General features: G+C 69.9%; 12 protein-coding genes. 6 read left to right on the top strand and 6 right to left on the bottom strand.

Features of this window, described 5'->3' with window-relative positions:
• Positions 1-157 precede the first annotated feature (157 nt).
• The 5 genes from AB0H54_RS05350 to AB0H54_RS05330 are packed head-to-tail and all read left to right on the top strand — an operon-like array spanning position 158 to position 6,161.
• Entirely contained in the window at positions 158-1,249 is a 1,092-nt protein-coding gene (locus AB0H54_RS05350) for a TauD/TfdA family dioxygenase (protein WP_357342898.1), read from the top strand.
• Positions 1,221-2,231, top strand: a complete 1,011-nt coding sequence (locus tag AB0H54_RS05345; protein ID WP_357342896.1) for an ornithine cyclodeaminase family protein — start codon at positions 1,221-1,223, stop codon at positions 2,229-2,231. The genes AB0H54_RS05350 and AB0H54_RS05345 overlap by 29 nt, the downstream gene beginning before the upstream one ends.
• Positions 2,222-3,661 (top strand): Y4yA family PLP-dependent enzyme, encoded by a 1,440-nt coding sequence (locus tag AB0H54_RS05340; protein WP_357342894.1) that lies wholly within the window; start codon positions 2,222-2,224, stop codon positions 3,659-3,661. The genes AB0H54_RS05345 and AB0H54_RS05340 overlap by 10 nt, the downstream gene beginning before the upstream one ends.
• A 36-nt stretch (positions 3,662-3,697) precedes the next feature.
• Complete coding sequence (locus AB0H54_RS05335; protein WP_355273312.1) at positions 3,698-4,732, top strand: cysteine synthase family protein; 1,035 nt, start codon at positions 3,698-3,700, stop codon at positions 4,730-4,732.
• Between the two features lie 37 nt (positions 4,733-4,769).
• The gene (locus AB0H54_RS05330) at positions 4,770-6,161 is read left to right on the top strand and encodes an MATE family efflux transporter (RefSeq protein WP_357342892.1); all 1,392 of its coding nucleotides are present in this window, start codon (positions 4,770-4,772) and stop codon (positions 6,159-6,161) included.
• Positions 6,162-6,188: 27 nt separating this feature from the next.
• Here AB0H54_RS05330 and AB0H54_RS05325 read toward each other — a convergent pair whose 3' ends face one another.
• The 5 genes from AB0H54_RS05325 to mfd form a co-directional block, all read right to left on the bottom strand.
• Complete coding sequence (locus AB0H54_RS05325; RefSeq protein WP_357344208.1) at positions 6,189-7,811, bottom strand: serine/threonine-protein kinase; 1,623 nt, start codon at positions 7,809-7,811, stop codon at positions 6,189-6,191.
• Positions 7,812-7,879: 68 nt separating this feature from the next.
• Positions 7,880-8,455, bottom strand: a complete 576-nt coding sequence (locus tag AB0H54_RS05320; RefSeq protein ID WP_355273318.1) for a TerD family protein — start codon at positions 8,453-8,455, stop codon at positions 7,880-7,882.
• A 27-nt stretch (positions 8,456-8,482) separates the two neighbouring features.
• Positions 8,483-8,962 carry a hypothetical protein gene (locus AB0H54_RS05315; protein WP_357342890.1) on the bottom strand — a complete coding sequence of 160 codons (480 nt, stop codon included), beginning with the start codon at positions 8,960-8,962 and terminating at the stop codon, positions 8,483-8,485.
• Positions 8,963-9,119: 157 nt separating this feature from the next.
• Entirely contained in the window at positions 9,120-9,839 is a 720-nt protein-coding gene (locus tag AB0H54_RS05310; protein ID WP_357342888.1) for a MazG family protein, read from the bottom strand.
• Positions 9,839-13,450 carry a transcription-repair coupling factor gene (mfd, locus tag AB0H54_RS05305; protein ID WP_357342886.1) on the bottom strand — a complete coding sequence of 1,204 codons (3,612 nt, stop codon included), beginning with the start codon at positions 13,448-13,450 and terminating at the stop codon, positions 9,839-9,841. Before mfd ends, AB0H54_RS05310 begins: the two co-directional genes overlap by 1 nt.
• A gap of 151 nt (positions 13,451-13,601) precedes the next feature.
• Here mfd and AB0H54_RS05300 point away from each other — a divergent pair, with 151 nt between their 5' ends.
• Positions 13,602-14,225 carry a TIGR03085 family metal-binding protein gene (locus tag AB0H54_RS05300; RefSeq protein WP_357342884.1) on the top strand — a complete coding sequence of 208 codons (624 nt, stop codon included), beginning with the start codon at positions 13,602-13,604 and terminating at the stop codon, positions 14,223-14,225.
• On the opposite strand, the gene AB0H54_RS05295 is transcribed toward AB0H54_RS05300, so the two are convergent.
• Positions 14,222-14,869 carry a TetR/AcrR family transcriptional regulator gene (locus AB0H54_RS05295; RefSeq protein WP_355273331.1) on the bottom strand — a complete coding sequence of 216 codons (648 nt, stop codon included), beginning with the start codon at positions 14,867-14,869 and terminating at the stop codon, positions 14,222-14,224. The two genes, AB0H54_RS05300 and AB0H54_RS05295, sit on opposite strands and share 4 nt — an antisense overlap.
• Between the last annotated feature and the right edge of the window lie 14 nt (positions 14,870-14,883).

The raw sequence follows: 14,883 nt of genomic DNA, 5'->3' as shown, positions 1-14,883 counted from the left end.
CTGCGTTATATGAATAGGCTATTTCTCAGCCAACACGTTAGGTAAGTCTTGCCTAATTAGAGTACAGGCACTACCTTCGCACTTCGAGTCTGAAGATCACCCGCGTTCGACCGATGCGAAGAAGGGAAGGCCGGTGAAAAGCGTTCTGTCCGAACGTATGACGCTTCACCTGCACGACATCGAAAATCGCGAGCTACCCCCCGACGCCGCCTCGGCCGTCCGTGCGCTCGCCACCGACATCCGGCACCGATTAGGTGACGAACCCCACACTGACACGCTGCACGACCCGGTCCTGCTGGCCCAGGTCGACGAGCGGGTCGGCGAACTGCCCGCCGCCGTGCGCCACGCCGTGCGACCGCCCGCCACGGCGGCGGGCGCCACCGTCGTGCGCGGCCTGCCGGTCGACGACGCCGAATTCGGCCCGACGCCGCCGCATTGGCAGGCCGCCGCCGCGTCCGCCGCCGATCCCCGGCACACCGGCTCGCTCGATCTCGACATCGCGATGCTGCTGCTGGCGCGGTGCGCGGGCGAACCGTTCGGCTGGGCCGGCCAGCAGAACGGCAGGCTGGTCAACAACATCCTGCCCGCCGTCGGCCACGAGGACGAGCAGTCCGGCGCGAGCAGCTCCACCCTGCTCAGCCCGCACACCGAGGACGCCTTCCACGCCGCGCGCGCCAACCTGCTGATGCTGACCTGCCTGCGCAACCCCGACCGGGTGGCCACCACGGTGTCGTCGGTGCGGCAGGTCCGGCTGGCCGAGGCGGACCTGGCGACCCTGACCGTGCCGACGCTGCCGATCCTGCCCGACGTGTCCTACGGCACCGGCTTCGATCAGCCCGCCCCGGCGCTGCCGACCGTGTGGTTCGACGAATCCGGCAGTGCCACACTGCGTTACGATCCCGCCTATACCCCGCTCGACGACGCCGACCCGGCGTTCCGGGCGGCCTATGCCCAGCTCACCGCCGAGCTCGCCCGGGTCTGCCACGCGCCGGCGCTCGCTCCCGGGGAGATCCTGCTGGTGGACAACGACGTAGCCGTGCACGGGCGGGTGCCCTTCCGCGCCCGCTACGACGGCACCGATCGCTGGCTCAAGCGGGTCAACATCCGGTTGCCCGAACGTCGCAGGCGCGCGAACGAGTCGTCCGAGAATGGGTATGGGCAAAGGGTGGTCGCGCCGTTCCGGGCGGCCATCGATCGGACGGCAGAGCGGGGCAGCACAGATGAACGAGGATCCGTTGAACAACCGTGACCGGAGCATCCCGCTGCGGGTGCTCTCGCGCAGCGACCTGGCCGACGTACCGATCACCCCCGCCGAGGTGGTCCGGGCCGTGGAGGAGGCGTATCTCGCCTTCGCGGCGGGCGAATCCGACAACCCGCGCAAGCTGAGCGTCGCCGATCCCGGCGGCTCCTCGGTGTCCTACGCGATGCTCGGCCGCGACGGCAGGCGCCGGGTGGTGGCCATGAAGACCTCCTACAAGTTCGACCCCGGCCACGACCGCAGCACCAAGCGGTACTACACCACCATCACGCTCTACGACGACACCACCGGCGCGCCCATCGCGATGATGGACTGCGCCAGGGTCGGCGCGTTACGCACGCCCGCGGTCTCGGCGCTGCTGGTGCGCGAGACCGTGCGGCGCGGTGCGGAGAGCGCGCTGCTGATCGGCACCGGCACCCAGGGACGCAACGCGCTGCCGCATCTGCTGGCGGTGAATCCGCAGCTGCGCAAGCTGATGGTGTTCGGCACCCACCCGGAGGGACTGTCGGCCGTGCACGCGCACCTCGCCGACGCGGCGCCGCACGCGCTGCTCGAGGTGGTCGACGATCCGTACGCGGCGGCGGCCACTGCCGACGTGGTGCTGGCGACCGCCGGTCCCGGCACCGAGGTGGCGCTCGAATCCGCCCATCTCGCACCGGGTTCGGTGGCGGTGCTGGTCGGCTACGGGCTCGCGCCGTCGACGCTGGTCGAGGCCGATCGAGTGGTCGCGACCAGCGCAGCGCAGATGGCGCTCACCGGGACCGACATGGTCGGGCCGGACGGCACCCTGCGCAGCGTCGACGCCGAACTGCCGCAGATCCTCACCCGCGGCGCGGCCGCCCGGCGCAGCGAGGACGAGAAGATCTTCGTCTACAACAGCGGGCTGGTGCTCACCGATATCGCGGTCGCGCACGCGCTGGCGGCCAGGGCCATCGCCGAGGGACGGGGTGTCGAGGTGCCGTTGTGGGACTGACGGACGACGCGTCCGGTGGCGGCGTCGGTGGTTCGTCCGCCGACGCCGCCGTCCTGCGTCGGGCGGATCCGCCGCAGCCGGGCGGCATCGCCGATCGGGGCACGGTGCCCACGGCTGATCAGCCTGCGCACTGCGCGCCGCCGATGCCCGCTCTGATCAGCGCGGCGGAACAGCGGCTGATCGATGATCCGCGGCTGCTCGGCGAGATCGCGGAGGTCGTCGGCGGGCCGTTCCATGTGCTGTTTCCCGAGCGGGTCGCGGTGAATATCAACGCCTTTCACGCGGCGTTCCGCCGGGCCGAGGTCGACGGGTTCGTGTACTTCGGGAAGAAGGCGAACAAGGCGGCGTGCGTGGCCCGCGCCTGTTCCGAGAACGGGGCAGGCATCGACGTCGCCAGTACCGGCGAGCTGGTTGCCGCCTTGGCGCAGGGTGTACGCGGCGAGGACCTGATGGTGACCGGACCCGCGAAGTCCGACGAGCTGCTGTGGCTGGCGGCGCGGCACCGGGCACTGATCGCGATCGACGCGCTCGACGAGCTCGATCGCCTGCGCGCCATGGAGCTGCCCGCCCGCATCCTGCTGCGGGTACTGCCCGAGGGGTCGGCCAGCCGCTTCGGGCTCGACCCGATCGAGCTGGAACAGGCCGTGCAGGCGATCGCCGGACCGATCACGCTGTCCGGCTTCAGCTTCCATCTGTCCGGCTACGACGCCACGGCCAGGGCCGAACAGGCTGTCGCGCTGGTCGGGCACTGCCTGCGGGCACGGGCGGACGGGCATCCGGCCGACACGATCTCGATCGGCGGCGGATTCGGGGTGGACTACCTCGACGCCGACGCGTGGGCGCGATTCCAGGACACCCTGAGCGAGAGCTGGTTCCACGCCGACCCGCCCACCGGCGGCTACTACCCGTATCACTTCCCGGTGCCCGGCGCGGACATGCTCGCCGCCGTCCTCGCCCACCACGACCTGGCAGGTCTGCTGCGCGACAACGACATCCGGCTCGCGGTCGAACCCGGACGCGCCCTGCTGGACCGGGCGGGCAGTTCGGTCTTCCGGGTGCAGGGCGTGAAGACCCGGACCGCGCACGGCGCTGCGTACGACATCCTCACCGTCGACGGCACCAGCCTGAGCCTGTCCGAGCAGTGGTTCGCCAGCGAGTACCTGCCCGATCCCGTGCTGTGGCCCGCGCATCCCGGCGACCGCACCCCCACCTGTGTCGGCGCCACCACCTGCCTGGAGTCCGACCTGCTGAGCAGGCGGCGCATCCCGCTGCCCCGCCGCGCCCGCGTCGGCGATCTGCTCGTCTACCCGAACACCGCCGGGTACCAGATGGACTCCAACGAGTCCCCGTTCCACGAACTCCCGCTCCCGCCGAAGGTCGTGCTGCGCGCTCGCGGCGACCGGTGGCGCTGGAGCATGGACGCCCGCTGATCCACCCGAGCTCCCAATCCGATGGAGGAACACCCCATGGCTCTCGTCACGCGCGTGACGGATCTGATCGGCCGCACCCCGCTGTTCGAACTCGCCGTCACCGACGCCGGAACCCGGCTGCTGCTCAAGCTCGAACAGTTCAACCCGACCGGCGCCGCCAAGATCAGAATGGCCCGCTCGATGGTGCTCGACGCGGAGCGGCGAGGTTTGCTGCGCGATGGCGGGCATATCATCGAGTCGACGTCCGGGAACACCGGACTCGGCTTGGCGGTGGTCGCGGCCGAACGTGGCTATCGATTCACCGCCGTGGTCGACAACCACGCCTGTAAGGACAAACTGCGCGCGATGCGGGCCATGGGCACCGACCTGGTGTTCGTCGCCGACGACGGTGACGACGAGCTGGCCACCTCGGCACGAGAGGATCTCGCCGAGGCGATGGCGGCCGCCCGCGACGACGCCTACTTCACCGAACAGCACAACAACGACGCCAATGCCGTCGGCTACTACGCGGTGGCCGAGGAGTTGCTGGCCGACGTCGAGCGGGTCGACATCCTGCTGTCCGCGGTCGGCACCGGCGGCTCGCTGTTCGGCACCGCCACCCGGTTACGCGAACTCGGCGCGCCCGCCCGGGTGATCGGGGTGGAACCGGTCGGCTCCATCGCCTTCGGCGGCGAGGGCGGGCCGTACTGGCAGTCGGGCACGGGCACCCCGCCCGGCGCGACCATCGGCACCGCCGTGGACTACTCCCTGCTCGACGAGGGGGTGAAGGTCAGCGATACCGACGCCTTCGCCACCGCGCGCGCCGTCGCCAGGACACACGGTCTGCTGATCGGAGGTTCCGCGGGCGGTTCGGTGCACAATGCCCTGGCGCGGCTCGAGGAATTCCCGGCCGGGTCGACCGTGGTGACCATCGTGTGTGACGGTGGCGAGAAGTATCTCGATACCGTGTTCGACGACGACTGGATGGCCGCGCGCGATCTGCTCGACCCCGCCGCCGAATGCGAGGTCACCACCCTGCTGCGCCGCTACTCGCCGCTGCGGCGACACGACGAACTGATGGAGGTCAGGTGAGCGCGAACGCGCGCGGGACGAATCGCGGAGTGGGTGGGTGAGCGCGCGGCCCACCGACAGCAGCGCGCTGGCCCGACTAGCGACGCCGATCGCGCTCACCCAGCTGGCGCAGATCGCGGTCTCGACCACCAACCTGGCCCTGATGGGCACGCTCGGCGTGCGCGAGGTCGCCGCGGGCGGACTGGCGCTGGTGCTGTTCAACCAGATCCGCACCATGTGCGTCGGGTTGATCACCGGTACCGGTAACCAGATCGCCGGGGCGATCGGCGCGGCGGGCAAGCGCGGCGACTCCGCCGACGACGAGATCCGCGGCGTGGTGCGCGCGGCGTTCGTGATCGCCACCATCGCGGGCCTGCTCGGCGGGGCCCTGCTGATCGGGCTCGGGTGGATCCTGCCCTGGCTCGGGCAGGACGAGGGCGTGCTCGCGCTCGCCCGGCCGATGATGATCGCGCTGGCGCCCGGGCTGCTGCCCTGCCTGTGGTTCCAGGTGTTGCGGCAGTACACCGTCGGCATGCAGCGCCCGCAGGCGCTACTGCTGGTGACGCTCGGCTCGGTCGCGCTGAACCTGGTGCTCGCGCTGACCTTCATCCACGGCTGGGCGGGTATCCCCGCGTCCGGCCTGACCGGCGTCGGCATCGCGACCTCGCTGGTCTTCCTGATCACCTTCGGCGTGTTCTGGGCGATGGTCGCCCGCGACGAACGCCTCGGCCCGACCCTGCCGCGCACCCCGTGGCCGGTGCGCTGGTCGATCGTGCGCGAGGAACTGCGCCTGGGCACCCCGATCGCGCTGACCTACGGGTCGGAGGCGGGCATGTTCTCCGTGCTGGCGCTGGTGATGGGCAGTTTCGGGCCCGCCGCGCTGGCCGCGCACAATGTCGTCTACCAGATCATCTACATCGTGTTCCAGGTCGCGATCGGCATCTCGCACGGCGCGTCGATCCTGGTCAGCCATGCCGTGGCGCGCGACGAGTACAGCCACGCCAGGGCACTGGCCTGGCTGGCGCTGCGGCACGCGGGCATCGTCGCCGCGGTCACCGGCGCGGTCTACGTGGTCGCCCCGAACCTGGTGCTCGCCCCGTTCCTGGACTCCGGCGACACCGACACCATCGCGATCGCCCACACCCTGCTGCTCATCGGCATCGTCCTGCAATTCTTCGACGCCGCCCAGAACATCGGCACCGGTCTGCTCCGCGGCCTGAAGGAAACCTCGGCGGGCTTCCGCCTGTCCGTGATCGGCTACTGGGGCGTCGGCCTCCCCACCGCCCTCCTCTTCGCCTTCCCCCTGCATCTGGGCGCGGCAGGGGTCTGGTGGGGCCTCACGGCGGGCCTGGCCACCACCGCGGTGCTGATGCTGCGCAAGTACCTGTCGCTGCTCGACCGAGCAGTTGCCGAACAGCCAAGGCGCGTTCCGGCGACGCAATCGTCCTGACCGAGACTCGGCGGATGTGCGGCGCTCTCAGGTCAACGGGGTGCCGCGCAACCAGCTGGCCATCGTCTCCGCCCGCTCGTTTCGGTTGGCGAGACTGTTCTGGAACCCGGGTAGCGCGTACATGAGGACGGCCCCCCGGACGGGATCGCCAGGGAATGTCGTGATGAGATTCCCGGTCTCGGCATCGCGCGTGATTTCCGGCCGGAAGAACTGATAGTTGGTCACGGACAGCCCTTCGACCGAATCGGCGAACTTGGTGTTCGCGGGCAATTTGTCGATGACGCCCTGAACGTCGGCGGGGGTGCGGTACGAGACCAAGAAGTACGCACAGCATTTTCCGGTACCGCCCAGGCACCGCCACACCGATACCCAGTCCCCGAAGTCGATACCGTGACCGAACATCGCCTTCGGCACGATCACCTTCGAGCTCGGCTCACACGAGGTACCGAGGTAACCGGCCTTCGAGTTCGAGTCCGCGGGGATCATCCGAGGAAAAGTGTTCCGCAGGAGCTCCACTGCCTGCTGGGCTTCGGCGGTATCCGCCGGAGTAACCGGCTTCGCTGTCGTCGCCGGCTTCGTGGTCGTGGTCGGGGATGCCGCATCGGCGCGCGAATCGGTCTCCAGCAGGCCGACCACAGCAAGACCGGATCCGACACCGAGGACGACGACCCCCGCGACAGCGAGCGCTATCTGCCATCGGCGAACCCTCACCACCCGCTTGGGCTCGCGGGCTGTCGATCGCGGCGTTCGCGGTCTGACCACGGGGTCGGTCGGTGCAGCGGCTCGCGGCAGCCCCTCGATCGTCGCGCGGACAGCCGACCTCGGCACGTCCACGGTGGCGGCGACAGCGGCCGCGAAGTCCCGACAGGACGGGAAGCGCTCCTCCGGTCGCTTGGCCAGCGCACGGCTGAGCACCGCGTCGAGACCCTGCGGCAAATCGGGTCGACAGGTACTCGGTGTGGGTGGGGCGAGGTGCAGATGGCCGGTGATCGTGGCGACCGGATCACCCGACTCGAAGGGAGTCCGGCCGGTCAGTAGCCGGAACAGCGTGCACGCCAGCGAGTACTGGTCGGCTTTCCCGTCCAACGGCGAACCGACGAGCTGCTCCGGCGATGCGTAGGCGAGGGTCGCGTTGATCGTCCCGGTCACGGTCAGCTGACTGGCGTCGCTACCCGCGCGAGCGATCCCGAAGTCGGAAAGAAGGGCGCGTTCGACAACGCCATCCAGGGTGGTCAGCAAGATATTGGCCGGTTTGATGTCTCGGTGGAGCACACCCATACCGTGTGCGTAATCGAGCGCGTCAGCGATATCGGAGATGATGCGCGCGGCCCGGTGCAGCGGGAGATCGGGGGCCCGCAACTTGCTCGCGTCCGTCCCTTCCACGTAGCGCATGCTGATCCACGGCTGTCCGTCCACCGAACCACGATCGAACACGGTGACGATGCCGGGATGGTCCAGCGCCGCGATCAACTCGGCTTCGCGTTCGAACCTGCGCAACGACTCGCTGTCCGCGACGAGATCGCGGGCGAGCAGTTTCAGGGCGACGGTGCGCGGCAGGCGGGGATGCCGCGCGAGATACACCGTGCCCATCCCGCCGCGACCCAGCTCCCGAAGGATCGTGTACCCGGCGAAAACACTGCCCTCTTCCAAGATCCGCCCCTCCCCGCAGCACAAACCGGGCCCACCGAGGTGCGGTGGGCCCGGTCGAAGAGTACCCGTCAGATATTGACGCCGTAGTCCCTGGCGATGCCTGCCAGGCCGGAGGCATAACCCTGGCCGATGGCGCGGAACTTCCACTCGGCGTTGTGGCGGTAGAGCTCGCCGAAGACCATGGCCGTCTCGGTGGAGGCGTCTTCGGAGAGGTCGTAGCGGGCCAGTTCGACGCCGGTGACGGCGTCGGTGACGCGGATGTAGGCGTTGCGGATCTGGCCGAAGGACTGGCCGCGGGCCTGGGCGTCGTGGATCGAGACCGGGAAGAAGATGTTGGTGATCGTCGGCGGGGTGGCCGCCAGGTCGACGTTGATCACCTCGTCGTCGCCGTCGCCGGCACCGGTCAGGTTGTCGCCGGTGTGCTCGATCGTGCCTTCCGGCGAGCGCAGGTTGTTGTAGAAGATGAAGTGCTGGTCGGAGAGCACCTTCAGGTTGGCGCCGGTCGCCAGCGCGCTGGCGTCGAGGTCGTGGTCGGCGCCGGTCGTGGTGCGCACGTCCCAGCCCAGACCCACCGCGACCTTGGTGAGATTGTCGGTCTGCTTCGACAGCGAGACATTGCCGCCCTTGGCGAGTGTGACGCTCATGGAAACCCTTCTATCTGATGATGTGTGTCAGTGCCCGTCCTCGGCCCAGGTCCGCAACGTCTCGACCCGGCCCTCCAGTGCGCGCAGTTCGGAGTCGTCGAGCACGGTGCGCTGGATGCCCCGGTCCACCGCGAAGGCCGACTGCCGGTGGTCGTCGATCACCTCGACATCGAGCTGCACGGCGGTGTAGTCCTCGGCCGCCGGCATCTGCTCGGCGATCACCGACGCCCGCCCGCGCGCGCACAGCGCGACATTGCCGCCGCCCAGGATCAGCAGGGCGACCTCCGGCCGCGCCCGCAGCCTGGCCAGCGAGCCGCGATCGGACTTCAGGCTGATCAGGATGCGCCGGTCGCCGGCGCGCACCGGCCACGAGACGGGAATCGCGTGCGGCGCCGGATCGGTCGTGACCAGCACGGCGATCGTCTCCTGCGGCCACACCGGCAACACGTCGAGCTCGGGATGATCGGTCACGTAGTCCTGTTCCGCCGGATCCACTTCTGTTGCCATCTACCTCACCTCGACGATCGTCGGACATCACCGCGCACGCCGCGAACGGCGGGCCACCTCCGAGTCTAAATCGGTGTGCCACTTGCTCGCTGGCTCGCGCCGGATTGTCCGGCAGCTCTCAGCAACGTCTCAGCCGCCACCTGGGCGAACTGTCCGATTAACTGACCGATAACTCTTCCGGCCAGTACGCGCGCCACTCCGCCGCCGTCAGCGCGGCCCGTTCGCCCCGCGCGGCTTCGGCCGCGTCCTCGGCGGCGCGGATCGCGGCGGCGAAATCGATGGTGGCCTTGCGCAGTCGTTCCTCGGCGGAATCGGGGCCGCCCAGCTCGACCACGCGCAGCGCCGCGGGCACCAAATCCTCGGGCAGACCGGCTCTGGCGCTGCGCGCGCGCACCTTCTCGGCCAGGGCGAGCGCGGGCTGGGCCATGGCGATGCCGTCCAGGCAGGACCGCCGCGACTTCTCCGCGGATTTGCGCTCCTCCCAGGCCTTTTCCTGCGCGGCGATCTTGTCGGCCACCGAGGTGCCCGCGGGCAGGTCGGCGTCGATCAGGTGCGGGCTGCGGTGCACGAGCTTGCCCACCAGCGTCGCCGCCACCTCGTCGACGGTGAATTCGCCTGCGGCTTCGGCGATCCGGGAGTGGAACAGCACCTGCAGCAGCAGGTCGCCGAGCTCCTCCTTGATCGTCTCGTAGTCGCCCGCCTGGATCGCGTCGAGCAGTTCGTAGGTCTCCTCGAGCAGGTACGGGCGCAGCGAGTCGTGGGTCTGGGTGGTCTCCCAGCCGCCGAAATGCCAGAGCCGGTCCATCACCTCGACCGCGCCCGCCAGCCCGGCCGCGACCACCGCGGTGTCGGCCGCCTCCTGCGCGCCGTCGGCCATCAGACCGGCGTCGCTTCGGTCGGCACCGAGAGATCCACCATGCCTTGGGGTTTCCCGTCGAGCGCGAGCAGCAGATCGGCGACGAACTGCAGCACGGCCACATCGCGCACCCGGTCGGCGCCGACGCTGTCGGTGACCCGGGGCAGCGGCAGCTGCACCAGGCCGCTGGCCGCGCGGTAGGTGGCGCTCGGGTAGAGCCGCTTGAGCCGGAGCTGTTTGGAATCGGGCAGCGTCAGCGGGGCGATCTTGAGTGTCGTTCCGGTGACCACGATCTCGGCCACGTCGTAGGCGCGGGCCAGCAGCCGCAGCTTGGCGACCGAGGCGAGCCTGCCCACCTCCACCGGCAGCGGGCCGTACCGGTCGACGAGTTCCTCGACCACCGCGGCCAGCGCGGCATCGTCCTGCGCGGCGGCGAGCTTGCGGTAGGCCTCGAGCCGTAGCCGGTCGCTGGCGACGTAGTCGGGCGGGATGTGCGCGTCCACCGGCAGGTCGATGCGCACCTCCTTGGTCTCCTCGGTGACTATCGGCTTGCCGTCGGCGGCCGCCCGATAGGCCTCGACGGCCTCGCCGACCAGCCGCACGTACAGGTCGAAGCCGACGCCGGCGACGTGGCCGGACTGCTCGGCGCCGAGCACGTTGCCGGCGCCGCGGATCTCGAGGTCCTTCATGGCCACGGCCATACCGGCGCCCAGGTCCGAGTTCTGCGCGATGGTGGCGAGCCGGTCGTAGGCGGTCTCGGTGAGCGGCTTCTCCGGCGGGTACAGGAAGTAGGCGTAGCCGCGTTCGCGGGAGCGGCCGACGCGACCACGCAGCTGGTGCAGCTGCGAGAGGCCGAGCGAGTCGGCGCGTTCCACGATCAGGGTGTTGGCGTTGGAGATGTCGAGGCCGGTCTCGATGATCGTGGTGCAGACCAGCACGTCGTATTCGCGCTGCCAGAAGCCCTGCACGGTGCGCTCGAGCTGGTCCTCGTTCATCTGCCCGTGCGCGACGACCACCCTGGCCTCGGGGACCAGCTCGCGAATCTTCTTGGCCGCCTTGTCGATCGAGGAGACCCGGTTGTGCACGTAGAAGACCTGGCCGTCGCGCATCAGCTCGCGGCGGATGGCGGCGGTGACCTGCTTGTCGTTGTAGGCGCCGACGTAGGTGAGCACCGGATGCCGTTCCTCGGGCGGAGTGAGGATGGTCGACATCTCGCGGATGCCCGCCAGGCTCATCTCCAGGGTGCGCGGGATCGGGGTGGCCGACATGGTGAGCACGTCGACGTGGGTGCGCAGCGCCTTGATGTGTTCCTTGTGCTCGACGCCGAAGCGCTGTTCCTCGTCGACGATGACCAGGCCCAGGTCCTTCCAGCGCACGCCGGTCTGTAGCAGCCGGTGCGTGCCGACCACGATGTCGACCTCGCCCTCGGCCATTCCGGCCATGATCTCCTTGGACTCGGCCGCGTCGGTGAACCGGGACAGGCCCTTCACCGTCACCGGGAAACCGGCGACGCGCTCGGTGAACGTCTGCAGATGCTGCTGGGCCAGCAGTGTCGTCGGCACCAGCACGACGACCTGCTTGCCGTCCTGGACCGCCTTGAACGCGGCGCGCACCGCGATCTCGGTCTTGCCGTAGCCGACGTCGCCGCACACCACGCGGTCCATCGGGACCGCCTTCTCCATATCGGCCTTGACGTCGGTGATGGCGGTCATCTGGTCGACGGTCTCGGTGAACGCGAACGCGTCCTCCATCTCCTGCTGCCACGGCGTGTCCGGGGCGAAGGCGTGACCCGGCGCGGCCTGCCGGGCCGCGTAGAGCTGCACCAGCTCACCGGCGATCTCGCGAACGGCCTTGCGCGCCTTGCGTTTCGTGTTCGCCCAATCGGACCCGCCGAGCTTGGACAGGCTGGGCAGTTCGCCGCCGACGTAGCGGGAGAGCTGATCGAGCGATTCCATCGGCACGAACAGCCGGTCGCCGGGCTGACCGCGCTTGCTCGGCGCGTACTCGATGACCAGGTACTCGCGGCGCGCGCCGCCGATGGTGCGCTCGATCATCTCGACGAAGCGGCCGATGCCGTGCTGGTCGTGCACCACCATGTCGCCCGCCGACAGCGCCAGCGGATCGACCTGGTTGCGGCGCTTGGCCGGCAGCCGCTTGCCCTCGGTGGGGGCGGTGACCCGGTTGCCGGTGAGGTCGGACTCGGCGACGACGACCAGCCCGGCGTCGTCGAAGATCAGGCCGTCGTGCAGCGATCCGCAGAGCACCCCGACCACACCCGATTCCGGCACCGCGCCCGCCGCCAGCGCGGCCGCGGGCACCTCGGCGTCGGCAAGGCGTTCCAGGATGCGTTGCGCCGTACCGTGTCCGGTGACCACGACGACAGCGCGGCCGCCGGTGGCGACGTGCGCGCGCAGCGAGGCGAAGATGGTGGCGACCAGTTCCTCGGAACCGCGCGCGGTCGGACCGGCCAGCACGGGCAGGTTCACCTCGACCGGATCGCCGGAGCTGAGCGGGCTCAGCGACCACCACGGCAGCCCGAGTTCGTCGGCGCTGGTGTGCAATTCCGGCAGGGTGCGGTAGCCGGAGGCGGCCAGGTCGAGACCGTGCGCGCCCAGCGGCGCGTCGCTGCCGAACGAGGCCGCGGTCCAGGACGCTTCGAGGAACTCCTCGCCGGTGCGCACGAGATCGGCGGCGCGGGTGCGGATCTTCTCTGGATCGCACAGCAGCAGGTGGGTGCCCGCGGGCAGGGCCTCGGTGAGCAGGCTCAGCTTGCCCGGCGCGAGGACCGGCAGCAGCGCTTCCATGCCGTCGACCGGGATGCCCTCGGCGATCTTGTCCAGCATCTCGACCAGGGCGGCGTCGGCGGCGTTGTCGGCCGCGACGGCGGCGGCGCGTTCCCGCACCGGCACGGTGAGCAGCAGTTCCCGGCACGGCGGCGCGACCACGGTGTCGACGGTGTGCTCGCCCAGCGAGCGCTGGTCGGCCACGGAGAACGGGCGCAGCTCGGTGATCTCGTCGCCCCAGAACTCCACGCGCACCGGATGATCGGCGGTCGGCGGGAACAGGTCGAGGATGCCGCCGCGGACCGCGAACTCACCGCGCTTGCCGACCATGTCGACCCGGGTGTAGGCGAATTCGACCAGGCGGGTGAGCAATTCGTCGAAGTCGTAGTCGGCGCCGGTGCGCAGCACGATCGGTTCGATGTCGCCGAGGCCCGCCGTCATCGGCTGCATGAGCGAGCGCACGGTGGTCACCACCACGCGCAGCGGCTCGGGGTAGACCGGGTCGTCGGGATGGGCCAGCCTGCGCAGCACCTCGAGCCTGCGGCCCACCGTGTCGGGGCCGGGCGAGAGCCGCTCGTGCGGCAGCGTCTCCCAGGACGGGAACATCGCGACCGAGGGACCGAGGATCTCGGCCAGCTCGACGGTGAGGTCGTCGGCCTCGCGGCCGGTGGCGGTGACCACTACCAGCGGCTGCTGGGCCGCGATCGTCGCGGCGACGAACGGTCGCACGGCCGACGGCGCGACCAGCTCCACCCCGGACTTGCCGACCAGGTCGGCAACCGTCCGCAGTGCGGCGTCACCCCCAGCCGCCTCGGCCAGACCGGCGAGCGGAGGACGAAGGGAGGACATGAACGCTCCTGAATACGCAGACGGGATGTTCCGGGTCGAGTCTAGTCACCGGCCCCGACACGATCGGCGGACACCTCCTGACCGGCCCGGGTGCGCTCGGTCGCCACCTCCGGCGCGGCGTCGTCGGCCGGGCGCGCGTACCGTCGAGACCGTGAGTCTGGCTCAACGCGAACGCCACGCCCTGGTGGCGACAATGATCGAGGCGGGGCCGTCGGCGCCCACCCTGTGCGGTACGTGGACGGTGCACGATCTCGCCGCCCACCTGGTGGTCCGGGAGCGCAGGCCCGACGCCTCCCTCGGCATCCTGGTCAAGCCGCTGGCCGGGTACCTGGACGCGGCCCAGGACAAGATCGCCCAGCGGCCGTTCGCCGAACTGGCCGAGCTGGTGCGCACCGGACCGCCGTGGTGGTCGCCGCTCAAGCCGGTCGACGCCTACGCCAACCTCACCGAGATGTTCATCCACCACGAGGACGTCCGCCGGGCCGAACCCGGTTGGACGCCACGGGAATTGGCGACCGCCGACGAGAAGCGGCTGTGGTCGGCGCTGCGCATGGTTGCGCGCAGGGCCTACCGCAAGTCGCCGGTCGCCGTGGTGCTCGCGACGCCGGACGGCGACCGGGTGACCGCGCACCGCGCCGCGGGCCCGGAGGTCGTGCTCACCGGCAAGCCGTCGGAGCTGCTGCTGCACGCGTTCGGGCGCAAAGAGGTCAGGATCGAGACCACCGGCACCGAGGACGACGTGCGCGCGGTGCTCGCCACCGACCGCAGCGTCTAGAGCACGTAGCGACGCAGACGGCGGGCGGCGAACTCGCGGAAGTAGGACAGCTTCTCCGCGGGCACGATCGAGGGCAGCAGGAAGTACCAGGCGCGTTCCATCCTGGACGCCATCTGATCCATCGACTCGGTGCCGACCGCGACGATGTGCACGCCCGCCGTCAGCTCGTGCAGCAGCAGCCCGACCACCTCGGGATCGAGGTCGGCGTGCAGATCGCCCTGGGCGATCGCCCGCTCGGCCAGCACCCGGTACGTCTCACTCCACACCTTGGCGATGTTGTCGCCCTGGGCGCCGCGATAGTCACCGATCTGGTGGGTGAGCTTGAGCATCGCCCCGACCATCGGATCGTTCATCGACAGGTCGGCCACCACGTAGGTGATACCGATGCACGCCTCCAGCGCGGGCACCCGGGAATCGAAGAATCCCTGGCACGAACCGACCAGGCGCTCGTTGCCCTGGTCGACCACCGCCCTGGCCAGCTCCTCCTTGGAGCCGAAGTGAAAGTACAAGGCGCCCTTGGTCACATTGGACTGCGCGATGATTTCGCTGAGGCTCGCGTTGGCGTAGCCCAAACGGAGAAAGACATCGGCAGCGCCAGCAAGGACGGAGTCGCGGGTGATCTCCGCGCGCGCTTGCCTAGCCATCAGATCCGCCTGTC

It is taken from the genome of Nocardia sp. NPDC050718 (assembly GCF_040654235.1).
Lineage (GTDB): Bacteria > Actinomycetota > Actinomycetes > Mycobacteriales > Mycobacteriaceae > Nocardia.
Note: the sequence above shows the minus strand (reverse complement) of the source record. Positions and strands in the feature narration are given on the sequence as shown.